Annotated in this window: 21 protein-coding genes and 1 pseudogene; 7 read left to right on the forward strand and 15 right to left on the reverse strand. The window is 43.5% G+C overall.

The genetic code is table 11. The features are described 5' to 3' along the window. Positions 1 to 11 precede the first annotated feature (11 nt). Together FTV31_RS00995 and FTV31_RS01000 are read right to left on the reverse strand one after the other, a co-directional pair. On the reverse strand, positions 12 to 263 hold the full coding sequence (locus FTV31_RS00995) for a DUF2789 domain-containing protein (protein ID WP_005232362.1): 252 nt from the start codon (positions 261 to 263) through the stop codon (positions 12 to 14). A 156-nt stretch (positions 264 to 419) separates the two neighbouring features. After that, positions 420 to 1,070: an HAD family phosphatase gene (locus FTV31_RS01000; protein WP_180012697.1), complete on the reverse strand. Its 651-nt coding sequence runs from the start codon at positions 1,068 to 1,070 to the stop codon at positions 420 to 422. Between the two features lie 182 nt (positions 1,071 to 1,252). Here FTV31_RS01000 and FTV31_RS01005 point away from each other — a divergent pair, with 182 nt between their 5' ends. The 3 genes from FTV31_RS01005 to FTV31_RS01015 all read left to right on the forward strand — a co-directional run bounded on the left by FTV31_RS01005 (position 1,253) and on the right by FTV31_RS01015 (position 4,667). Next, on the forward strand, positions 1,253 to 1,735 hold the full coding sequence (locus tag FTV31_RS01005) for an RNA pyrophosphohydrolase (protein WP_004781838.1): 483 nt from the start codon (positions 1,253 to 1,255) through the stop codon (positions 1,733 to 1,735). 91 nt (positions 1,736 to 1,826) lie between these two features. Next, positions 1,827 to 4,124 carry a phosphoenolpyruvate--protein phosphotransferase gene (ptsP, locus tag FTV31_RS01010; RefSeq protein ID WP_180012698.1) on the forward strand — a complete coding sequence of 766 codons (2,298 nt, stop codon included), beginning with the start codon at positions 1,827 to 1,829 and terminating at the stop codon, positions 4,122 to 4,124. A gap of 42 nt (positions 4,125 to 4,166) precedes the next feature. Beyond that, positions 4,167 to 4,667, forward strand: coding sequence for a hypothetical protein (locus FTV31_RS01015; RefSeq protein ID WP_180012699.1), 501 nt, complete (start codon positions 4,167 to 4,169; stop codon positions 4,665 to 4,667). On the opposite strand, the gene FTV31_RS01020 is transcribed toward FTV31_RS01015, so the two are convergent. Beyond that, entirely contained in the window at positions 4,664 to 4,840 is a 177-nt protein-coding gene (locus FTV31_RS01020; RefSeq protein ID WP_004781833.1) for a hypothetical protein, read from the reverse strand. The two genes, FTV31_RS01015 and FTV31_RS01020, sit on opposite strands and share 4 nt — an antisense overlap. A gap of 626 nt (positions 4,841 to 5,466) precedes the next feature. Here FTV31_RS01020 and FTV31_RS01025 point away from each other — a divergent pair. Next, positions 5,467 to 6,987 carry a catalase gene (locus FTV31_RS01025; protein ID WP_180012700.1) on the forward strand — a complete coding sequence of 507 codons (1,521 nt, stop codon included), beginning with the start codon at positions 5,467 to 5,469 and terminating at the stop codon, positions 6,985 to 6,987. Positions 6,988 to 7,131: 144 nt separating this feature from the next. On the opposite strand, the pseudogene FTV31_RS01030 reads toward FTV31_RS01025, so the two are convergent. The 3 genes and pseudogenes from FTV31_RS01030 to FTV31_RS01040 all read right to left on the reverse strand — a co-directional run. Then, positions 7,132 to 7,251: pseudogene (locus FTV31_RS01030) on the reverse strand (catalase-peroxidase 2); the annotation flags it as partial. Positions 7,252 to 7,335: 84 nt separating this feature from the next. Beyond that, on the reverse strand, positions 7,336 to 8,391 hold the full coding sequence (locus FTV31_RS01035) for an MBL fold metallo-hydrolase (RefSeq protein ID WP_034704696.1): 1,056 nt from the start codon (positions 8,389 to 8,391) through the stop codon (positions 7,336 to 7,338). Positions 8,392 to 8,802: 411 nt separating this feature from the next. Then, positions 8,803 to 9,741: a cation diffusion facilitator family transporter gene (locus tag FTV31_RS01040; RefSeq protein WP_180012701.1), complete on the reverse strand. Its 939-nt coding sequence runs from the start codon at positions 9,739 to 9,741 to the stop codon at positions 8,803 to 8,805. Positions 9,742 to 9,872: 131 nt separating this feature from the next. Here FTV31_RS01040 and FTV31_RS01045 point away from each other — a divergent pair, with 131 nt between their 5' ends. Next, positions 9,873 to 10,310 carry a GNAT family N-acetyltransferase gene (locus tag FTV31_RS01045; protein WP_180012702.1) on the forward strand — a complete coding sequence of 146 codons (438 nt, stop codon included), beginning with the start codon at positions 9,873 to 9,875 and terminating at the stop codon, positions 10,308 to 10,310. 54 nt (positions 10,311 to 10,364) lie between these two features. On the opposite strand, the gene FTV31_RS01050 is transcribed toward FTV31_RS01045, so the two are convergent. From FTV31_RS01050 to hcaE, 7 genes are all read right to left on the reverse strand, one after another. Further along, positions 10,365 to 11,273 carry a DMT family transporter gene (locus FTV31_RS01050; protein ID WP_180012703.1) on the reverse strand — a complete coding sequence of 303 codons (909 nt, stop codon included), beginning with the start codon at positions 11,271 to 11,273 and terminating at the stop codon, positions 10,365 to 10,367. A 345-nt stretch (positions 11,274 to 11,618) separates the two neighbouring features. Then, positions 11,619 to 12,860, reverse strand: a complete 1,242-nt coding sequence (gene hcaD / locus FTV31_RS01055; RefSeq protein ID WP_180012704.1) for a 3-phenylpropionate/cinnamic acid dioxygenase ferredoxin--NAD(+) reductase subunit — start codon at positions 12,858 to 12,860, stop codon at positions 11,619 to 11,621. A 4-nt stretch (positions 12,861 to 12,864) separates the two neighbouring features. Then, complete coding sequence (locus FTV31_RS01060; RefSeq protein WP_004781819.1) at positions 12,865 to 13,830, reverse strand: 3-carboxyethylcatechol 2,3-dioxygenase; 966 nt, start codon at positions 13,828 to 13,830, stop codon at positions 12,865 to 12,867. A gap of 66 nt (positions 13,831 to 13,896) precedes the next feature. Beyond that, on the reverse strand, positions 13,897 to 14,712 hold the full coding sequence (gene hcaB / locus FTV31_RS01065; protein WP_004781818.1) for a 3-phenylpropionate-dihydrodiol/cinnamic acid-dihydrodiol dehydrogenase: 816 nt from the start codon (positions 14,710 to 14,712) through the stop codon (positions 13,897 to 13,899). A 2-nt stretch (positions 14,713 to 14,714) separates the two neighbouring features. Further along, entirely contained in the window at positions 14,715 to 15,041 is a 327-nt protein-coding gene (hcaC, locus tag FTV31_RS01070; RefSeq protein ID WP_004781817.1) for a 3-phenylpropionate/cinnamic acid dioxygenase ferredoxin subunit, read from the reverse strand. Next, positions 15,041 to 15,559, reverse strand: a complete 519-nt coding sequence (gene hcaF, locus FTV31_RS01075; RefSeq protein WP_004781816.1) for a 3-phenylpropionate/cinnamic acid dioxygenase subunit beta — start codon at positions 15,557 to 15,559, stop codon at positions 15,041 to 15,043. Before hcaF ends, hcaC begins: the two co-directional genes overlap by 1 nt. Then, the gene (gene hcaE / locus FTV31_RS01080; RefSeq protein WP_004781815.1) at positions 15,556 to 16,923 is read right to left on the reverse strand and encodes a 3-phenylpropionate/cinnamic acid dioxygenase subunit alpha; all 1,368 of its coding nucleotides are present in this window, start codon (positions 16,921 to 16,923) and stop codon (positions 15,556 to 15,558) included. Before hcaE ends, hcaF begins: the two co-directional genes overlap by 4 nt. 280 nt (positions 16,924 to 17,203) lie before the next feature. On the opposite strand from hcaE, the gene hcaR reads away from it, so the two are divergent. Continuing rightward, entirely contained in the window at positions 17,204 to 18,112 is a 909-nt protein-coding gene (hcaR, locus tag FTV31_RS01085; RefSeq protein ID WP_159123907.1) for a DNA-binding transcriptional regulator HcaR, read from the forward strand. A 375-nt stretch (positions 18,113 to 18,487) separates the two neighbouring features. Here the strand turns inward: hcaR and FTV31_RS01090 are convergent, their stop codons facing one another. Together FTV31_RS01090 and FTV31_RS01095 are read right to left on the reverse strand one after the other, a co-directional pair. Further along, the gene (locus tag FTV31_RS01090) at positions 18,488 to 19,348 is read right to left on the reverse strand and encodes an alpha/beta fold hydrolase (RefSeq protein WP_180012711.1); all 861 of its coding nucleotides are present in this window, start codon (positions 19,346 to 19,348) and stop codon (positions 18,488 to 18,490) included. Between the two features lie 284 nt (positions 19,349 to 19,632). Beyond that, entirely contained in the window at positions 19,633 to 20,907 is a 1,275-nt protein-coding gene (locus FTV31_RS01095) for an OprD family outer membrane porin (RefSeq protein ID WP_180012705.1), read from the reverse strand. A gap of 483 nt (positions 20,908 to 21,390) precedes the next feature. On the opposite strand from FTV31_RS01095, the gene FTV31_RS01100 reads away from it, so the two are divergent. Next, positions 21,391 to 21,838, forward strand: a 448-nt coding sequence (locus tag FTV31_RS01100; RefSeq protein ID WP_180012706.1) for a DUF4372 domain-containing protein, incomplete at its 3' end; no start/stop codon positions are given.

The raw sequence follows: 21,838 nt of genomic DNA on the forward strand, positions 1-21,838 counted from the left end.
TTTTTTGTTCGCTATTCAATCCCACTGGTAGCATCTTCATGCAGAGATTCATTGAGCTGATCCACCACAATGGCCCATTCTCCATCTGAAGCAATTTTTTCAGCCAGAAACTGGCGCTGCGCATCTGACCAGTACGGTGCCTCCATCAGGTTTACATCTTTGGGTAATTGATGCTCATGAATAAATTGGGCAATCCCTTCTGCACTCGAATCCAGACCTAACTGTGCAAATAAATGAGTCATACGCGGTCTAACTTGGGTCATTTTCATTACCTCGGCGCTTGCTATCGTTATTGTCGACTTGCTTTATTTGTTCTGAGCATAGCATGTTTATTCAGTAACGGGCATGTCAAAAAGTACCCTCTTCTGCTTATAAAAAAGCACAACCGAAGTTGTGCCTGATTAAATCGAAAAAATTGCTTAAATCGACCAGTCCTGAATTTCCCAGCCCTGTTCCTTGGCCAGTGCTTCCAGACGATCATCCGGATTCACAGCAATGGCATGATCCGCATGTTCCAGCAGAAAACGGTCATTGATTGAATCTGAATATGCCCAAGACTCGGTCACGTCACGACCTGCCAACCATTGTTCCAGACGCGTCAGTTTACCTTGCTGATAGCAGGCGATATTGGTCACCTTACCGGTATATTTATCGTCAATGATTTCAGCATTGGTGGCAATAATTTCAGTAATCCCAAATTCACGGAAAATCGGTGCGGTAATAAAGTCTGAAGTTGCAGTAATGCCGACAATTGCATGTCCTGCATCTTTATGGCGCTGAATGGCCTTAAAACCTTCCGGACGCATCTGTGGGCGAATGACTTTTTGCATGAACAGTTGATGTAATTCGGTCAGATAATCATGGTCATGTTGGGTCAAAAACTGGAACACAAATTCATTATAGGCATAGGGATCCAGTTGACCCTTTTTATAGTCCTCATAGAACTTGTCATTCATGGCGCGGTGATGAACGGGATCCACCAAGCCTTCATTGACCAGGAATTCCCCCCAGGAATGATCCGAATCGGTGTTTAACAGGGTGTGATCGAGATCAAATAGCGCCAATTTCATGAAAATACTCGTAAAAACTGAAATTTAAGAAAAAAATTGTAAATCTATCTCCGCTAGTCGATAGAAATTCGTTAAGATCATAGCAATTTTAACATTTTTAAACTTTGCTTTTTTTCGAGTTGGATAAAGAAATAATATTCCCCGAAAGCAAAGGCATAAATTAAACAATTTTAGGTAGCCAAATGATCGACTCAGAAGGTTTCCGACCGAATGTCGGGATCATTTTGGCAAACGATGCTGGACAGGTTTTATGGGCAAAACGCATTGGTCATAATGCATGGCAATTTCCACAAGGAGGTATCCAATATGGAGAAACCCCTGAGCAGGCACTTTATCGTGAGCTGAGAGAAGAAGTTGGCTTACTGCCTGAACACGTCCAGATTATCGCGCAGACCAAAGGATGGTTGCGTTATCGTTTGCCGTATCGATACATTCGCACGGATTCAGATCCGGTATGTATCGGTCAAAAACAGAAGTGGTTTTTACTCAAACTGACGGCGCCCGTACAGAACATTCAACTTGATCTGTCCGATCCGCCCGAATTTGATCAATGGCAATGGGTCAGTTACTGGTATCCATTAGGCCAAGTGGTGAATTTTAAACGCGATGTTTATCGCAAGGCCATGATTGAACTCTGTCAGCAATTACCACAACAAAAACCTTAAAAAAATCGCGTGCATGTGCAGATTTTTTGCTCGGCTATTGTTATAAATAAACTAAATTACCGGACTTCTAAAAAAATACGGAGCAGCTCCCATGTCGAATATGCAACTGGATACCCTGAGACGCATTGTCCAAGAGATTAATGCGTCTACCAGTTTGCATGAATCACTCGATATTATGGTCAATCAGGTCGCTGAGGCCATGCATGTGGATGTCTGCTCCATTTATCTGCTCGATGAACGCAACCAGCGTTATCTGTTAATGGCATCTAAAGGCCTGAAGCCTGAAGCTGTCGGTCATGTTTCTCTACATACCAGTGAAGGCCTGGTTGGTCTGGTGGGTCAACGAGAGGAAATCGTTAACCTCGACAATGCCCCTAAGCATGATCGTTTTCTGTATTTACCGGAAACGGGCGAAGAAATTTATAATTCCTTTCTGGGCGTTCCGGTCATGTACCGCCGTAAAGTCATGGGCGTACTGGTTGTCCAAAATAAAGAATCCCAAGATTTTAGTGAAGCGGCTGAATCGTTCCTGGTCACGCTATGTGCCCAGCTTTCGGGCGTAATCGCTCACGCCCATGCAGTCGGCAATATTGATGTATTTCGCAAGCCAAATAATTTACCGGCATATAAAACCTTCCAGGGCGTATCGGGTTCTGGCGGTATTGCACTCGGCCGTGCCATTGTGCTTTATCCACCTGCAGATCTGGGCGCTGTTCCGGATCGTGAAGCGGATGATATTAGCGAAGAACTGGCTTTGCTGGATAATGCCTTAAATTCGGTACGTGAAGAAATTCAGTTCCTGGATGACAAGATGCAGGATGCGCTGATGGCCGAAGAACGTGCTTTGTTCAGTGTGTTCCTGCGTATGCTGGATGAAAATGCCCTGCCATCGGAGATTAAAGCACTGATTCGTGATGGTCACTGGGCACAAGGTGCGGTTCGCATCGTGATTGATAACCATGTGGCGCAGTTTGCCCAGATGGAAGATGATTACCTGCGTGAACGTGTCGCTGATCTGAAAGACCTCGGTCGCCGTATTCTGGCCAAATTACAGGAAGCCGATGAAAGCCATCGCGAACTGACCGATGAAAGCATCCTGATTGGTGAAGAAATTTCAACGGCTGCACTGGTGGAACTGCCTGTTGATAAGATTGCCGCGATTGTCACCACTGAAGGTGCTATGAATTCACATATGGTGATTGTGGCACGCGCACTCGGTATTCCGACTGTCGTGGGTGTGACTGAACTGCCAATCAATACCCTGGATGACGTCGAGATGATTGTCGATGCACATCAGGGCCGCATCTTTATTAATCCACCACGCCGTCTGCGTACCCGTTATAAAGAGATTCAGAAAGAAGAAGAACAGATCGCTAAGGATTTACGCCAGTACGAGACTAAAGACGCGATTACGCCAGATGGTACCGCTGTACGTCTGTTTGTAAATACCGGCCTGATGATTGATGTGGTTCGCGGTGTACAGCGTGGTGCCAAAGGTGTCGGCCTGTACCGTTCTGAAATCCCCTTTATGCTGCGTGATCGCTTCCCGGGTGAAGAGGAACAGCGCGCCATTTACCGGCAGCAGCTGAGTCACTTTGCCAATAAACCGGTGGTGATGCGAACACTGGATATTGGTGCAGACAAAGACCTGCCGTATTTCTCGATTGAAGAAGAAAATTCAGCATTGGGCTGGCGCGGAATTCGTTTCACGCTGGATCATCCTGAAATCTTCTCTTCACAAATTCGCGCCATGCTGAAAGCCAGTATCGGTCTGAACAATCTGCATATCCTGTTGCCGATGGTGACCAGTGTCAGTGAAGTTGAAGAAGCACTGTATCTGTTAGAACGAGATCATCATGCCGTTCAGGAAGAAGAACAGGTCAAAATTACCAAGCCGCAAATCGGAATTATGGTCGAAGTACCAAGCGTACTGCATCAGATTGATGAGTTTTCTGAACTGGTCGATTTCTTTTCGGTCGGTTCTAACGATTTAACCCAGTATTTACTTGCTGTAGACCGGAATAATCCACGTGTGGCCAATGTCTATTCACACTTACATCCAGCGATCCTGCGTGCCCTGACCCGTCTGGTAGAGGATTGTCACCGTAATAACAAACCGATCAGTATCTGTGGTGAAATGGCCGGTGATCCTCTATCGGCCGTACTATTAATGGCCATGGGATTCAATACCCTGTCCATGAGTTCTAGCAATATTTTGAGAGTCCGAAAAACGATTTGTCATGTACCGATGCCTGATGCACAGGAATTACTCAAACATGTACTAAAACTGGACAATCCACTCATGGTAAAAAGCTGGATGGAGCATTATTTTAGAACACATGGTTTAGGAGATATGGTGAAATCCACCACCCGTATGGTCAGCGCTTAAGGAGGAACTTTTCCAGGTTCCTCTGCATCTGTCGAGGTACTTATGGAATTTGTGCTTATCCTGCTTATGCTGGCTGCAGCGTTTTATTTTATTTTTGTTGCACCGGCCTTACGTTCGCAAAAATCCAGATATACATCTTCTCGTGGTCGTAATAACACAAGTACCAGTCATCAGTATATCCGTGAAACTGAACGTCCTAAAGCCTGTCCCTTATGGGGAATTGAAATTTCTCGTACCCAGCAACGGCGTTTAGGCAAGAATGATCCATCGGTCATTGCCGCAAAACTGTATCGGCAACAGCTAGGAAAATTTGCCAGTTTTCAGCAAACCCGGCCTATGGCTGATGCTGATCCAAATAGATCTTCGAGTTCTGCGACCCTGCCCCGTTTTTTTCAAAATATGTTTCCCGAAGAAGCTTCTTCAACCACCCGGCGGACTTCACCGCATTCTTCGAAAAGAAATTCATCTTTTAACTATACCCGCCAGAATCCCTTAAAGTCAGCTCCTGTCCAAAACAGACCTACTTCTTCCTGGCCGCCCTAAGCCGCCCATAAAAAAGGGCGATCATCTTGTTGATATCGCCCTTGTTTGTGCTTGGTATAACCACGTTTTGCATTTTTCTTCCGGTCTACAAAAACCTGGCTTTTATTGACTTCATGCATATGTTTGGCCACGAAGTTTGGCATGACTGCCTCTACAGCTTTTTTCTTTGCCATCTTGCTCTCTGTTTAATTTGGACTAAGGAAATGATCCGCTCGGGATGTGAAATGATTATAAGGGCGACTGGCCAATTTTCAAGCAGATCAGGACTTAAATATTTTCCAGAAAATAGATAATTTGGTAGATATTCTTGCTGTAAAAATCAGAAAATTGTGAGCAAGAGAATGCTGATTTAACTACCTGTTTAATCTTTACATTTTAATCTTAAATCTAGCTACTTTAAAAATATTTATATAATTAATAACTTACTCAACAATTTATAAAAAATAAAAAAAATATTGAAGCATTTTTCTGATTTAAAGAAAACATCTTAAGCTTTGATTTTATTATTTAATTACTTTCGATTGAGTGAGATATTTACACATTTTAACATTGTCACATTTCTAGAAATATCTTATGTTTAAATTAGATTATTTATTTTCAATGACTTAATTTTTATTCATTTAGGCAGTATTTTCTGAAGTTACAGAAAAACAAAACTTATTGCCAAAACACCCAATTCAACCACTCACTTAATTAAAAATCTGTTGGGAATAAAGCCTCTAATGTTATTCCTGCGCTTATAGATGATTTTTTTGAATGCTGGAATAACGAATAAAATTCTTAACGCTTGGAGAGAAATATGAGCCAAGATATGAAAAAGTGCCCTGTCACCCATCTGACTACTGAAGCTGGCGCACCTGTAGTCGACAACCAGAACAGTATGACGGCAGGTAGCCGTGGCCCATTGCTGGCCCAAGATTTATGGCTGAATGAAAAACTGGCTAACTTTGTTCGTGAAGTGATTCCTGAGCGCCGTATGCACGCAAAAGGTTCAGGTGCATTTGGTACCTTTACCGTAACCAATGACATTACTGAATATACCCGTGCAAAAATTTTCTCGGAAGTCGGTAAAAAAACCGAACTCTTTGCCCGTTTTTCGACCGTCGCCGGTGAACGCGGTGCAGCTGATGCAGAACGTGATATTCGTGGTTTTGCCCTGAAGTTCTATACTGAAGAAGGTAACTGGGACCTAGTCGGTAACAATACACCGGTATTCTTCCTGCGTGATCCACGCAAATTCCCTGACTTAAACAAAGCAGTAAAACGCGATCCGAAAACCAATAAACGTAGCGCCACCAATAACTGGGATTTCTGGACTTTATTGCCGGAAGCACTACATCAAGTTACCATCGTAATGTCCGATCGTGGGATTCCAGCCGGCTATCGTCATATGCACGGTTTCGGCAGTCATACCTACAGTTTTATCAATGCCCAAAATGAACGCTTTTGGGTAAAATTCCATATGCGTACCCAGCAAGGTATCAAAAACCTGACTGATGCTGAGGCAGCAGAGCTAATTGCTAAAGACCGTGAAAGCAGTCAAACCGACCTGTTTGATGCAATCGAACGTGGCGATTATCCGAAATGGAAAATGTACGTTCAAATCATGCCTGAAACAGATGCCGAGAAAGTGCCTTATCACCCGTTTGACCTGACCAAAGTCTGGCCGAAAGGTGATTATCCGCTGATTGAGGTAGGTGAATTTGAGCTGAACCGTAATCCGGAAAACTATTTCCAGGACGTAGAACAAGCCGCTTTTGCGCCAAGCAATCTGGTGCCAGGTATTAGCTATTCACCAGACCGTATGCTACAGGCACGTTTGGTCAATTATGCGGATGCTGCACGTTACCGTGTGGGCGTGAATCATGCCCAGATTCCGGTCAATGCCGCACGTTGTCCGGTACATTCAAATCACCGTGATGGTTTGGGCCGTATGGATGGTAACTATGGTTCATTGCCGCATTATGAGCCGAACAGTTTCAGCCAGTGGCAGGAACAGCCAGAATTCAGAGAGCCACCTCTCAAAATCACGGGTGATGCAGATTTCTGGGATTATCGCAAAGATGATAATGACTACTTCAGCCAGCCACGTGCCCTGTTCAACCTGATGAATGATGAGCAGAAACAGGCTCTATTTAATAATACCGCAGCCGCAATGGGTGATGCGCTTGATTTCATCAAGTACCGTCATATCCGTAACTGTTATGCCTGTGATCCCGCCTATGGTGAAGGTATTGCTCAAGCTCTTGGGATGAGCGTAGCTGATGCCCAGATGGCTCGAGCAACTGATCCAGCTAAAAGCCTACCAAGCTTTCTCTAAGTTTTTTAGCTTGAACTGAGCGAATAAAAAACCACCCGAGGGTGGTTTTTTTATTGGTGTTAAATTAAAGCATTAGGAATATGAATTGCAGTTCATTTCAGGTCATGTGTTTGACGGTCACGGATTTCAAAAAGGTTCTTCTACCGGTACCCAGATCTTTTTCATATCCATCAGATTCACGAAGAAATCATTGCTCAACATACCCACCCGATCAGTCAGTATACCATGCTTGTTTCCACCACGATTGGCACCTGTACCCTTCAGCATAGGATTTAATCCTATACAAATGAGAGCTACTCTATATGCTAGCTAACGACTCAATCGTTATACAGGAGTGATCTTAAGCCCTTAGACAATAATCCGTTTGCCTTCACGAATACAGTAAAACGGGTTAATCAGCTTGGATGAATGCTGGATAATATGCTGCAGTTCATTTTCAGGCTGGTCACGTGCTTCATCAGTGAGCTGGAAGGTCCGATAATGGATCGCCATTGAGCAACGTGCCATTAAGTCCTGATGGGCATGAAAAGCATCTTCCGGATTCATATGAATATTGCGCATCAGTTCACGTGGTTCATAGGCACCGATCGGCAACAGCGCAATTCGTGGTGGCCCAAGGCGTTTTCGAATTTCCTTGAAATGCGGCGCATAGCCGCTATCCCCGGCAAAATAGCAATGATCCTTGCCATTCAATAAGGAAAAACCGCCCCATAATGCACAGTTCTGATCACGCATTCCACGTCCTGAAGCGTGCTGTGCTGGCGAATAGACAATCTGGATATCTTCAAAAAATGCGTTTTCCCACCAGTCCATTTCAATGACATTATAGTCTTTAGGCAGGTACCAGCCATTGCCAAGGCCGGTATAGATCGGCATTTGATAGGTCTGATGCAGCCAGGCCAAGGTCGCCAGATCCATATGATCATAATGGTTATGGCTGAGCAATACGGCATCAATATGCGGCAGTTCATCCAGGGCAATGCCAGCAGGAATGACGCGCTGTGGCCCTCGGGATGCAGAAGGACTGGCATATTCACACCAGACCGGATCAGTCAGAAAATTATACGGCCCGATCTGGATCAGAGCGGTAGCATGCCCAATAAACCAGATTTGCCAGTCATCTAAAGTGGCTTCCGGCCGATTTTGTGGTAAAGCACGCGGACGTGAAAAAAACTCGGCACGTTCCTGTTCCAGATTTACTTCCCAAGTTCTGGATTTTCTGGTGAATAACCATTTATACAAGTCAAAGCGACTCTGCTCGAGCGAATGATGCTCCAGATTCTTAAACCGCTCACCATCAAAATGATCGGAATGTAGATAATCAAATACCGGCTTGGACCAGAGATGTTTCCAACTGGACTCAGTCTCAAGCTGAAATTTTTTAGTCTTGAAAAGATCTTGCATAAATATCCACTATTTATTATTTGTTATATGCAAGACAGCATCCACCTGGAATTTTCAAACGGAGCATCTCTTTAAATCGCATACAAACTTATATACTTCGGTATTTCAGCATAGTATGAAATACGTGCCTAAGATTCATTTATGTTTTTGTTATTTTTAGCAAAACATCGAGCCCATGGAAAGACTAAAACCGATGAAAAGCTTCTAAAAAAATGAATACTCGAGATCAAGTTTGTGTCCATTCTTCTTTCTAAAAAGACAGGAGAATGATCGATATTCATCCGATAATTCTCACTCCGTACCTGACTGTACATGATTTCATGACCTAAATTTTTATCCCGTATTCATGTAATCACGCTTGATGCCCTTCTGACTATCCGACGAAAGTTATCTACTGAAATCTTCACTTCCTTAAATACGACCTTGAGTCCGTTCCAGCCATACCGCTTTGGTTTGAGGTTTCACAAACAGAGTAATAATTTCAGGGTGTAGCTGTTTAATCTGCGCTTCAATCCGGTTGACGCAAGCTTCGATTTCATCAGAAGTAAGATCATCTTTAAATTCCAGACTTAAGGAGGCAATCACCTGATGCGCGCCCATCTGCTCGGTGAGTACACCATTGGCGCTATAGACCGCAGCATCCTGCTGGGCAATGTTAAGTACATTTTCACGCAGTCTAGGATCTGCTGTTTCACCCAGCAATAGGCCTTTAGTTTCACGTGCCAGTAACCAGGCTGATACCGCCAATACAACACCAATCAGAATAGAGGCGGCACCATCCAGCTCAGGAATATTCAGTTGATGAGCCAAGAAAATCCCGGTCAGGGCAATAAAAAGACCCACTAGCGCAGCAGTATCTTCAAATAACACAGTAAAGGTGGTCGGATCTTTACTGCGCCTAAAAGCTTCAAAATAGCCCATCTTGCCTTTCATTTTACGGAAGGTTCTTAAAGCTACGGTCCAGGAGAATCCTTCACACAGAATCGCAATACCCAGCACGATATAGTTGATCATCGGATCCTGCATTTCTTCAGGATGAATGATGTGCAGGATACCTTGATAGATGGATACAATCGCACCCAGTGCAAAGACCATCAAGGCCACAATAAAGGCCCAGAAATACAGTTCACGGCCATAGCCAAAAGGATGGTGGGCATCTGGACGCTGCTCTGCTTTTTTCATGCCGTACAGCAGCAGAATTTCATTCAGGGTATCGACCACCGAGTGAATCGCTTCACTGAGCATCGCAGAACTATTGGTAATATAGGCTGCGACAAATTTAACCAGCGCGATAGCCAGGTTGCCAAATAATGCTGCATAGACCACAATTTTATTAGATTCAGATGACATTCAAAGTTGTCCTAGTTTTTCCTCAAACAGATGGATCTATTTGATTTTTCATTTTATCTCTTTGCATCTTAATAAACTGCTGACATAAATTGTTTATTGTTTTGTTGTTCTCATTTTTAATCGGAATCTTCATGGCTGTGATTGTCCCTACTTCTGCCAATCGGCATCCTCAGCTCCTAAAACTGTGGGAACAGTCCGTTCGGGCTTCTCATCATTTCCTGAATGACGAGCAGGTCCTGAAGATTCGCCAGCAGATTATTCAGCATAGTTATTTTGATCAGGTGCAACTGTTCCATGTGGAACATCAGCAGCAGATTCTAGGCTTTATGGGCATTGCTGGCAGCAAACTGGAAATGCTGTTTATTTCCCCTTCGGCCTTCCGGCAAGGCATTGGTAGCCAGTTATTGCAACATGCCCTTACTCTGGGTGTGACTGAAGTTGATGTGAATGAGCAGAACCCCGATGCGACTGCTTTCTATTTAAAACATGGTTTCGAGATCATCAGCCGCTCAGAAACCGATAGCGAAGGTAATCCCTACCCGATACTGCATCTAAAACTGCAAAAATAAAAAAAGGAAGCCAAAGCTTCCTTTTATGTGTAAATTTACTCTAAATAATAAATCTTAAGATTTAGAAAAATACTGCTCGCGCCATTCTTTCCAGAAGTACATCACGATCCCGAACATCACTACCGCAATACCGGCAAAGGCATGACTGCTGATCACTTCATTATTCAGGGTTGCACCGAGAATCAGGGCAATGATTGGCGTCATTACATTACTTAAGGACACTGTGGAAGCTGCCAGACGACGAATCAGCCAGAAGTAACACAGCATCGCCACAATCGAAGACAAGATCATGGTAAAACCAAAGCCGAACAGTGCCTGCATACTTGGCATTTGTGTGGGGAAAGATTGCCAGATAAATGGAATGATTAGTAACGACCCCAGTGAGGAAACAATCAAAGAACCGGTGGCTTGAGACATCGGTTTTAAAGGAGCATTGATCTGTTTGACCCAAAAGATTGAGCTAATATAGGACACCATACTAATCAGCATCAGTACCACACCCCACGGATTCACCTTACTATCTGCTGACTCCGCAAAGACAAAACTTAAACCACCGACGGCAACTGCCATACCGAGCCATTGCAGCCAGATCAGACGGTTGGTTTTCAGGATGACATGCCCGATCAGACCTGCAACCAGTGGTGAAAAACCGAAAATTAAAGCCATTAAGCCAGAGGTCAAATAATTCGCAGCCAGGTAGATAAATAACTGCGCGCCGATCAAGTTCAGGCTACCTGCTACATAGCTCATCATGGAGGTTCGATCGAATGGCAAAGGATTACGCATGGCAGACAAGATCGCCAGCGCCAGCACAGAAGCGCCGAAATAACGGATGATCAGCACCCACATCGGGTGCACTTCCTGCACGCTCCAGACAATCGCCAGTGGCGTTGCTGCCCAGATCAGGACCAGCAAGGCATAAATACTTGCCGTCACCAGCATGGGAGATGAATTTGAATTCATAAAGGACTCAATTAAATTTTAATCAGAAAGAATTGAACTAACTTCTCGCTTAAATCCACAATCAACAATACTGATGGCGGCATAGATGCCGCTCGAGCTTTTGGAATACAGGGAAGTAGCCTCAAATGCTCAAAAAATTTTTGTTACCTTGCCATATATGTCTCATCTTTTAAAAGTAAAAGCACCTACTCTGTAACTTATATAAGTAGAAACAAAATTGGAGGTCATGATAACTGCTCATCACAATCAAGTCCCCACATCATTCAATATTTTTCAATACTCATAAAAAAGCAGACCCAAGTTGCCTAAGGTCTGCCCTTTTGTAAACTTATAAATAAAGCAAAGTTATTTCACAAGTTTACGAAGATCCTGGCTAAGATCTAAATATTTATCTGCTTCAAACGCTGCATTCTTGCTGATCAGTTTTTTCAGGTGACGCATTTCTTTTGCCGCATTTACCGTAATACCGCCAACAATAACGCCATCAGTCACACCAAACATCACGAATGATGATTCAGCGCGAAGCTCTGGATTGATTTCACCGCGAACTTGCCATTCAGCAGCCGACATGTCACCCACGAACTGGTAGTTGATGTCCAACTGATCTGTCCAGAACCATGCTGGATTTGGTGTCGGATGCTCAACGCCCATCACATGACGTGCAAAGATCCCTGCTTGCAGGTTGGCATTTTCCCAGGTTTCGACACGACGGTGGTTACCACAGTTACGAAGTTGAGTTGCCACATCACCCGCTGCATAAATGTCTGCATTTGAAGTCTGGCAGTTTTCATTCACTTTAATTGCAAAATCAACATCTAGGCCAGCTTCTACAGCCAATTGTGCATTTGGCACGATACCAATACCGTAAACCACAGCATCAGCACGAAGCTCTTCACCACCCTCAAGGGTAATCACAACTTCTTCACCGTCTTGATTTTGTTCAAGTCGGCAGTCTGCAATCTTGGTTTCCAGACGAACATCGATCCCTGCCAAACGCTGCTGTTCAAGCAGAAATTCGCTTAGGATGCGTGGTGAACAGCGTCCCATCACCATAGGACCCATTTCGATTACAGTTACCTGACACTCTTTGAAACGTGCAGAAGAAGCCAGTTCCAGACCGATCACGCCACCACCAATCAAGACAATACGACGGCCTGATTGCAATACAGGAACCAGTGCTTGCGAATCTTCAAGGTTACGCAGCGTATAAACGTGTTTACCCAGCGCATCGAAGTTCGGCAGACGACGAGCTGCGCCGCCTGTAGCAAGCAACAGTTTGTCATAAGCAACAACGTCACCATTTTGAAGTTCAACCGTTTTCGCTTCAGCGTTGATTTTTTTCACGCCATTGCCACGAATGGTTTCTACACCAAGTTCCGCCAGTTTTTCTTCTGACAGAATCTCAATCTTGGTTTCTTCAGGTTTTAGAATCACGTCTTTAGACAGTGGTGGACGCTCATAAGGAAGATGCGTTTCATCACCGATCAGAATGATTTTACCTTCGTATTTATTGCCACGAAGTTCTAAAATCGCGCTTGCACCTGCCTGGCCAGCACCTACAATTACGATGGTTTCGATGTTGCTCATGTCTTTAACCTTTTAACTCTGCAGATACGATGCCGAAGCCCGCAATCCATTCACTGATTTCTTCATAACAGTGCGTTGTCATTTCGTACTCGCCCATTTCGCTTAAAGCAGCAAATGCAGCCATCCACGAACGAACTTCCTGACCACCACGGCCACCATCACGGCGGATTTCAGCTTCAGTCATGGCTTCCAGTGCAGCGAAGTCGGCATTCTTGAATTTTTCAAGCAATGCGATATCCCATTCAGCATTCAGAGGAACTGCAACAGAAGTGTCGCCTGCTGCCAGTTTCTGGCCCACTGCAATGATTTTGGACTGACGCGCGTTACGTGCTTCAGGTGTCGGGTTACGACCTGCAATCAGGAACTCTTCCACTTCTGGTGGTACAGAACCCATTTGCGGCGTTGGTGGATCATGTGACAGGCCACCTGTACCCAGAACTAGTACACGCTCATTTTCAAGGTTCAGAGATTTGATGAACTGACCTACAGCACGGCCTAAAGCGATGGTACGCTTCGTGGTTGGCATTGGTGCTGCAGCGCCATTAATGAAAATTGGAATCGTTGGATAACGATCAAGTTTGCCGTCGCACAGGAAGTGCAATGGCTGAGTCACGCCATGGTCGGCTTGCATACGGTAAGAATACGCAACGTCCACACCTTCATCGAGTACACGACGGACCAAGCCCAGTGCTTTGTCTTCAGGTACATCAATGTGTGCATTGTCTTTACCATAGTCCCAGTCCCCTGCAGCCGTCGCGCGAATGCCCACGCAGAAGCTTGGCATCAGGTCATAGAAGAAACCATTGAAATGGTCAGGACCAAAGGTAATGATCAGGGTTGGGTCGTAAGCTTTTACTTCAGCAGACAGTTTTTCAAACGCTTCGCGAACGGCCTGTTCTTTGCGTTTTTCCTGCGGTGAAGCAAATTCCATTAAAGGACTGTGCGATGCACAAATAAGTTTAACGGCCATGAGAGACTCCTTAAAAGGAAGGCAGCCAAGAACAGGCTGCCGAAAAGTCCATTTCAGACTAGATTTTTATTCGTCAAAGAAACCGGCACGTGGCTGACGTAAGCCGCGAATACCCAGACCGCATTCTGCATTGATCAGAACACCAGTCAAAGGACGGTTATTTTGACGAGATGCCAAGAGCACATATGAACCTGTCATATCTTCCGGCTCAGGTAAGAAATTCAGTGGCATGCCACGGGCGATTTTCTCAGGATCACGTGCATCGAGCAGGCCAAGATTTTCCTGACCTAAGGATGCAGCACCTTTGATGTTCACATTCATACCTGATGGCGCAACGGCGTTTACGCGGACTTTAGGTGCAAGTTCGTAAGCCAGTTCTTTCATAATGCCCACACCCGCATGTTTCGATGCTGTGTAAACTGGACCGCCACCTGCAGAATACAATGCAGAATTTGACAGCGTGAAAATGATCGAACCTTCAGATTTAACGAGCTCATCCAGTGCAGCTTTCGCACCTAAGATCAGAGATTTGGTATTAATCCCCATAATCTCATCAAAGGCTTTTTCCAGCTGCTCACCTGAAGTATTGACGATATCGGCATAGTGATCCCAGATACCGGCATTACCCACGAAACAGTCGAGTTTACCGTAACGCTCTACAGTCGCTTTAACAGCACGGACATTGTCTTCATAGCTGGCCACATCACCTGCGATTGCCAGCACGCGGTCACCAAAATGTGCATTCAGTGCATCGACTTTAGACTGTGAACGTTGAAGAACGGCCACTTGTGCGCCCTCTTCCAGGAAACGTTCTACCAGTGCCCAACCGAGACCTGAACCACCACCAGTGATCAGTGCAACTTCGCCTTGTAGCCAACCCATGATTACTCTCCTGCCATCTCTACGTATAATGCACCATCTTCAAGTACAACTGGGAATGTTTGAATTGGGTCAGTTGCTGGTAAGCAAAGTGCCTGACCTGTTTTCAAACAGAAGCGAGCTGCATGAAGTGGACATTCCACTGTACCGTCGTCTTCAAGGTAGCCTTCAGACATAGAAGCATTACCGTGTGAACAGCGGTCGTTCATTGCGAAGAATTCGCCACCGTTGTTGAATACTGCAAGCGCTTCGATACCGTTTACGCCGCAATCCACTTTTAACGCTTCGCCTTCGTCTAATTCGTCAACTTGGCAAACAAAAATCTTATTCATTAGAAGAACACACTCAGGTTATGTGAGTTATAGGTAACTTGGTCAAGCGTGATCTTACGGTTGAAGATCTGGAAGCCCAGGCCGCCTTCAACTTTGCGGATCTTGTCATGACGTTTACCACAGTAAATCGTAACGTCTTTCTCTTTCTGGGTACGGTACAGTAGGTATGTCACGTACACATCGTATTCGCCTTCAACTTCAGTTGGCTCTACAATCACGTTGCTCACCATGTGAGTGGTACGTGATGGAGGCTCTTCAGCCCAAGCCATACCTGTTTCCAGACGAGCAACACGACGTTCCAGAAGATCTTTCGTATCGTTGAATACCCAAGTTGTAGGTGGTTCAACTGAACGACGACGGTCACGCGTTTGAGCGTTTGGTGTAGTACGTAGCGTGTAAGAAATATCTTCAGCCAGCGTGTCTAACCATTCGCGGAATTTCCAGTCATCAAGAAGCTTGGCTTCTTGATACAGGAACTGACTAATTTGGTGATGAAGTTCTAAACTGATTTGACTCATTTCATAAGCTCCTTCTCGTATTCGTCAGCCGCAGCTTCAACGTCTTCCCATTTTTCATGAATCAATAAATCTGCCCAACGGCGGTACATACCACGTGCTGCAGTTTCAGAGAAAATATAGTTAGTGATACCTGGGATACCATCTTCACGTACTTTCTCGTTGCCTTTACCCATTTCCATAATGAGTTTGTTTTGACGTGCTTTGTAACCACGTAAAACTTTTTGGATTTCGATCCAGTTTTCAGAGTCATCTTGCTCCAGGAAACCAGCAGGACCGAAGGCACGAGTTGCAGAACGTTCAAATGCTGCTTGTACATCTTCTGGCGCGTCCGCATCACAGATACAGAATGCCCAAACTTCAGTTTTGTTTGGACCGCGTGGGTGCCATACACGAAGAGTCGCAGTACCGTTCAACCAAGACAGTGTTGGGAACATGGTGTTGTGACCTGCAAGACGCAGTGCACGAGTTTCACCTAAGCGTTCTTTCACTTCTTCGTAAGTTTCACGGAAGTAGTTCGCCACTTCACCGTCAACCCATACGTTTGCATCTGGTTTCTCTGTGAAGAAGAAGCCTGAACCGTGACCACGTGAACCGTATTGGATCGCATCTTTGGCAGTTTCCCAAACTGGACGAGCAGTTTGTGCAGCACCTAATTTCTTAGAAGATTCGTCGTCTGGTTTTGCACCCAGCACCTGAATTGCAGATGCGTGAGAGAACAGTGCGTGGTATTGGTCAGATGCGAACTGTTCAGCTGCAAATTTCCAGTTACACTCGATTTCCCATTTATGTACACCGCCCACGATCACAGTACCGCCTTCACGACGATCTACTACACCGTCCAGGTACCAAGCGATATCGCCCATGTATTCTTCTAGATCAGGAGTCGTTTCATCCCAGCAACCGAAGATCAGGCCTTTGTATGATTTAACACGGTTAACTTCTACCAGACCCCATTGCTCTTTACATGCACCATGTGGGTAAGCACGATCTTCAAGCGGGATGTCTTTCAGAGAACCGTCAATACCGTATGACCAGCCGTGGTATGGGCAAGTGAACGCACGTGTGTTACCACAGTCTGCGAAGCTTACGCGCATAGAACGGTGACGGCATTGGTTTAAGAATGCTTTGATTGAGCCATCTTTTTGGCGTGCCACGATGATTGGATCTTCACCCATGTAGGTATTGAAGAAATCGCCAGCCTTAGGAATTTGGCTTTCATGGCAAAGGAATAACCATGTACGACCGAAGACACGTTCAAGTTCTAATTCGTAAATGTCAGGATCTGTATAGATAGATGGCGTGATACGTCCATTTTGTGCATCGACTAAAGCGTCGATTTCGCGCACATCAATTTTTCCACTCATGAAAAGCTCTCCTGTGACCAGTTATGGCACAAAGTAATAGACTCAACTTTTCAACGATGATGGATTTTAGGGCGGTTTTGGGGAAATATTTTTTTTGTTTCAATTAATAGTTTTAAGCAATTATTCTAGGCGTGTATTTTTATATTAAAACACTAATCAATCCCTCCAAGGCATTTACTTTCTAAATGACAAAATAATCTTCACGACATAGTTGTTTATAGATTATACTCTTCTGAAATTATAGTAAGACATTTTTTGGATTACTCGACGGGCTGATGATATGGAATTACGACACCTCCGCTACTTCATTACTGTGGCTGAAGAACTCAACTTCAGTAAGGCAGCACTCAAACTTTACACGGCTCAGCCATCACTTAGTCAGCAAATCAAAGATTTGGAAGAAGATGTCGGTGTCAAACTGCTACACCGTACCAAGCGTAAAGTCGAACTGACCGAAGAAGGTGCTGTATTCCTAGAACAGGCCCGTCTGACGCTGGCACAAGCTGATAAGGCGATTGCCATGGCCCGTCAGGTCTCACAAGCCAAGCAGCAGATGCTACGCATCGGTTTCGTCCCTGTCGCGGAAATGAAAATCTTCCCGTATATCCTGCCGAATCTGCGCGTGCAAAACCCTGATTTAAAAATTGAATTGCTCAGTCTGAACAATAATGAGCAAATGCGATTATTGAAGAAAGGCGAACTGGATCTGACCTTTACCCGTCACAATTTCCATAGTGATGAAATTGAAAGCCAGTTTGTGATTCGTGAGCCATTGATCTTCATTTTGCCGAAGGATCATCCTTTAGCGAAATACGACCGTATTCCAGTTAAATTACTGAATGGTATAGATTTTATTATTCCATCTGCAGAACAGTCACTCACCCTGCACAATACGATTATGGAATTTGCCAAGACCAATGGCATTGAGCTTAATATTGTGCAAAAGGCGGATAATATCCTGTTCAATATCAACTCGATTGGAATGGGCTTGGGCTGTGCCATCCTGCCAGGCTATATCGCACCATTGACCATGAACAATACTGTAATCCGCCCGCTGGATGTAGAACTTCCCTTTTTAGATCTGTATGTTAGCTATCGCAAAGATAGTAATTCAGTCGCAGTGAAGAAGTTCCTGGAACTCCTGACTCGCGTATTCTACCTAGACATTAACCGCGACGAACCACATTAATTTTCTATTTTTATAGCAGCACACGTAATTTCCTCTGAGAATACGTGTGCTTTTTTGTTTTTATTTTTTCTGATCAAAATTTCATTTTATATTCATTTTTCCTATGACAGACCACATCTAGCTTGGCTTCCAACATCTCCGACCATGGCTTATTAGGTTTAATTTTTGCTCAAATTAGGCTTCTTTTACAACTTAAGTCTAATACGAAGTCTAAGGCCCATTTTAATTTTTGAAATTCTGATTAATAGCTAAAAGGCATTAAAAACATTCAAAAAATTCACTGAATGAAATGACACTCATTTGGCAGCAGTAAATCAAATATTTTAGAAAGAAAAAAGGATGACCGAAGCCATCCTTTTTTAAACTGAGTACGACTTATTTTACGCCGTGTACAGCCAGGTAATTTTTGATCACAGTGTTGAACTCATCTGATTTTTCAACTTGAGACCAGTGACCACATTGACTGAAGATGTGTGCATCAGCATTTGGCACGATGTTCAGGATGTCCCAAGTACGAGAAACCGGAATGACCACGTCTTGAGTACCATGAATCAATAATACAGGTACAGTGATGTCTTTCATTTTTTCGAAGTCTAACGGGAATTCGAAACGGTCACGGTCACGTGCGCCCACTACATCCATCAAACGATTTGATGCATAGTCATTTGCAGCAGAAGCAAAACGTACTTTAACCAGTTCGTCGGTGATCAGATCTTTGTTCACCACGAACATAGACAGGGTTTTCTTGATACCTTCTTCAGATAATACTGGGTTTGCGTGTGCTTTCAGCGCAGCAGTCTGTTTTGCACCGCCAGTACCCATAGACACGATACCTAGAACACGTTCAGGATAATCAAGTGCCATCTGGAATGCCAACCAGCCACCCAGAGAGTTACCCACTAACCAGGTTTTTTCGATACCTAATGCATCTAGAGTACGTACAGCATGATCCACCCATGCACGGATACCATAAGCAGTACCTGGTGCAACCACAGTTTGACCATAACCAATGGTATCGATTGCGATACAACGTGCTTGTTCACCAATTGAAGGCAGGTTTAACCACCAGTTTGCAGCAGCAGATACACCCGTACCTGAACCGTGCAGGAACAGAATAGGCGTACCTTCACCAATTTCATGGTAGTGAGTCAACTCACCTTCTGCAGTTTCAATCCATTTGTCTTCTAAGCCGAAGAAAGGATCTGTTTTATAATCAGGGATTTGAACAGTGCTCATCATGATTCCTCTTACAGTTTCTTGCTTGCGTGTTCCTCGATGACGAGAATTCGACGTCAAGTTGACTCATTAAAAATGATCTTTTTACCGTCTTATATTAACCGCTCCACTGGCTTCAACTGATATAAAATTACGATTGCATACTACAAAAAATATATTATTTAAGTATTTGTTTTAATTAATTATTTTAAATTTAAAACCCTGTTTAATTTAAGGCTTTGATTAAGTTCTTAACTCAAAAAAAAAGCAGTCAGAATACTGACTGCCCTTAAAATGCGCTTAACTTAGAATTTATGGGTATAAGTCGTCGCTACGCGGTATTCTTGAAGATCAGGTTTAGTAGGATTTGCAAAATTTACATCAATATACATCGCTTGGATGCCTAAACCTTTTAACTTACCCTCTGGAACAGTGTAATTCGCAATCAGATTTAGCTCATCAGTATTAAAGTTTTGATCACCTGATTGAGCATTATAACCTTTGAAATAAACTGCAGTTGCGTTTAAGCCTTTGGCACCTATTTCAGAGAAGTCATAGCCATAAGAAACATTCCATGACTTTTCTTCTGGTGCAGTAAAGGTTGCAACGCCCCAGTTCACCAGATAAGGCTGTGGCACCCAGCCGCCAAGTGTTGGAAATGCAGTATCACCAAACATTTGCTGATAACCCAGACCTACGGTATGCGCACCATGATTAACTTTTGCCCCTACTGACAATGCCTGATTATCAATATCACCATACAGTTTGTCACCTGAATCTGAGTTATCAAAATAACGCACATGGCTATCTAATTTGGTTTTTTCGCCTAGCGCAGTTTTGTAATTCACACCCAAGTAATGCTGTTGGTAGATGTCTTGAACATCTGCATACCAGTAGCTACCACCAATTTCAGGCGTGAACTGGTGATCTACACCGGCAATCCACATACCATCAGATTCAGGACCTAAGTCATAATGACCTTGTGTACCATCAGGTAAAGTTCTACCTGGAGAAAATAAAGCTAAATCACGGAACTGATTGTCGTAACGATTATTAATTTTATCAATATAAGCCAAAGTCAGTTTGGTATCTTTAATCTCTTTAGATTCTAACCATGCACCGCTATAAGTAGTGATGAGCTGACGAGATGGATCAAATACTAGCACTGGAGATACAGGCAATAACTCACCCACTTTCAGCTCAGTCTCAGAAACTTTAGCTTTTAAGGTTGCGCCAACTTTACCAAAATGATCTTTAGATTCTTTACCATCGTGAGGCAACACCCAATCCGGATTTTGATCACGGCCTTTGAGTTTAACTGCATGTTGAACCAGAACATCTGCACCAACTTGCACCCCGCCACCAATATCGTGATAGCCTGACTTCGCATCCAAAGTCACACCTTGTGACCAAGAACCCCAATTACGTGAAGAAAAATCATCTTGATACTGACGATCTAGATAAAAGTTTTTAAATTTAAGCTGGACATTACTATCGTCAATAAAATCTGCATTCGCTGCAGTTGTTCCTAAACTTGCTGTTGCAGCAAGCATTGCTATCCATAAGTTTTGACGACGCATGGCTTATTCCTAGTAATCAAATTAAGCTATGCCGCTATCATGCTCAACTCTAGTTTTTTTAAAAATCCGACTACAGTATTAAAATTTTTCTATTAATCTCTATAGATAGAATAAGTATGCTGAAATTTGAAAAAGACTTATATTTATAAACAATTAACTAAAATAAAAAATTAACCAGATAATCAATATAAATCCATGTTTTATCTTATATAAACAGCCATTATTTTTTTATAATTTAAAAATAACTTTTTATTTATCGTTTTTATGTTTAAGGAAATATGTGTGATTATTTTATTAAAATAAATAGTAATAATTAAAATATCTTACTCCATCGTTTTAATATCTTATTAATTTTATTCAAATAAATAAAAAAGCGCCCTTTCGGACATTGCTGTCCCATAGTTTGCTTTAAATAAAAAAACCTGAGTCCTAACAGTTAAAATATGAGTGCAAACAAACACTTTAACGACCAGGATTCAGGTTTTGTCACATCAGAATACCGTATTTCATGAGCTAATTAAACCTGTTGTGCGACAGGATTTTGAACAACTTGCTAAAGTACACCATGTTGGACAGAAATTTAGAGCGGCTTCCCGGTGGGATCAGTTTATTGCCATATTGATGTCTCAATTCTCTTGTAGGCAAAGTCTGAGAGATATTCAATCCAATTTGGAGTGCCAACAGGAAAAGTTAAGTCATCTCGGAGCAAAGTCTATTCCCCGAAGCACGCTGGCACGAATCAATGAGCAGCAGCCTGCTGCCTTGTATCAACAGCTATTTTACAAGTTGCTTAAATACTATGAACACTCAAAAGTAGCTCATAAATTTCGCTTTAAGAATCCCTTGTATTCCTTGGATGCCAGTCATATTGACCTGTCGCTTTCCTTATGTGAATGGGCCAAAGTTCACGACTCAAAAGCCAGCATGAAAC

Origin of the sequence: Acinetobacter sp. YH16031 (genome assembly GCF_013417335.1) — a bacterium.
Classification (GTDB): domain Bacteria; phylum Pseudomonadota; class Gammaproteobacteria; order Pseudomonadales; family Moraxellaceae; genus Acinetobacter.

What these genes read in the sequence shown, in the direction of transcription:
- FTV31_RS01015 (WP_180012699.1), top strand. Translation starts at nt 4,167, where the DNA reads ATGGAATTTGTGCTTATCCTGCTTATGCTGGCTGCAGCGTTTTATTTT.
- FTV31_RS01060 (WP_004781819.1), bottom strand. Translation starts at nt 13,830, where the DNA reads ATGGCCGTTAAACTTATTTGTGCATCGCACAGTCCTTTAATGGAATTT.
- hcaR (WP_159123907.1), top strand. Translation starts at nt 17,204, where the DNA reads ATGGAATTACGACACCTCCGCTACTTCATTACTGTGGCTGAAGAACTC.
- FTV31_RS01090 (WP_180012711.1), bottom strand. Translation starts at nt 19,348, where the DNA reads ATGAGCACTGTTCAAATCCCTGATTATAAAACAGATCCTTTCTTCGGC.
- FTV31_RS01050 (WP_180012703.1), bottom strand. Translation starts at nt 11,273, where the DNA reads ATGAATTCAAATTCATCTCCCATGCTGGTGACGGCAAGTATTTATGCC.
- FTV31_RS01045 (WP_180012702.1), top strand. Translation starts at nt 9,873, where the DNA reads ATGGCTGTGATTGTCCCTACTTCTGCCAATCGGCATCCTCAGCTCCTA.
- FTV31_RS01040 (WP_180012701.1), bottom strand. Translation starts at nt 9,741, where the DNA reads ATGTCATCTGAATCTAATAAAATTGTGGTCTATGCAGCATTATTTGGC.
- hcaD (WP_180012704.1), bottom strand. Translation starts at nt 12,860, where the DNA reads ATGAGCAACATCGAAACCATCGTAATTGTAGGTGCTGGCCAGGCAGGT.
- hcaC (WP_004781817.1), bottom strand. Translation starts at nt 15,041, where the DNA reads ATGAATAAGATTTTTGTTTGCCAAGTTGACGAATTAGACGAAGGCGAA.
- FTV31_RS01095 (WP_180012705.1), bottom strand. Translation starts at nt 20,907, where the DNA reads ATGCGTCGTCAAAACTTATGGATAGCAATGCTTGCTGCAACAGCAAGT.
- FTV31_RS01005 (WP_004781838.1), top strand. Translation starts at nt 1,253, where the DNA reads ATGATCGACTCAGAAGGTTTCCGACCGAATGTCGGGATCATTTTGGCA.
- FTV31_RS01020 (WP_004781833.1), bottom strand. Translation starts at nt 4,840, where the DNA reads ATGGCAAAGAAAAAAGCTGTAGAGGCAGTCATGCCAAACTTCGTGGCC.
- FTV31_RS01025 (WP_180012700.1), top strand. Translation starts at nt 5,467, where the DNA reads ATGAGCCAAGATATGAAAAAGTGCCCTGTCACCCATCTGACTACTGAA.
- hcaF (WP_004781816.1), bottom strand. Translation starts at nt 15,559, where the DNA reads ATGAGTCAAATCAGTTTAGAACTTCATCACCAAATTAGTCAGTTCCTG.
- FTV31_RS00995 (WP_005232362.1), bottom strand. Translation starts at nt 263, where the DNA reads ATGACCCAAGTTAGACCGCGTATGACTCATTTATTTGCACAGTTAGGT.
- FTV31_RS01000 (WP_180012697.1), bottom strand. Translation starts at nt 1,070, where the DNA reads ATGAAATTGGCGCTATTTGATCTCGATCACACCCTGTTAAACACCGAT.
- FTV31_RS01035 (WP_034704696.1), bottom strand. Translation starts at nt 8,391, where the DNA reads ATGCAAGATCTTTTCAAGACTAAAAAATTTCAGCTTGAGACTGAGTCC.
- ptsP (WP_180012698.1), top strand. Translation starts at nt 1,827, where the DNA reads ATGTCGAATATGCAACTGGATACCCTGAGACGCATTGTCCAAGAGATT.
- hcaE (WP_004781815.1), bottom strand. Translation starts at nt 16,923, where the DNA reads ATGAGTGGAAAAATTGATGTGCGCGAAATCGACGCTTTAGTCGATGCA.
- hcaB (WP_004781818.1), bottom strand. Translation starts at nt 14,712, where the DNA reads ATGGGTTGGCTACAAGGCGAAGTTGCACTGATCACTGGTGGTGGTTCA.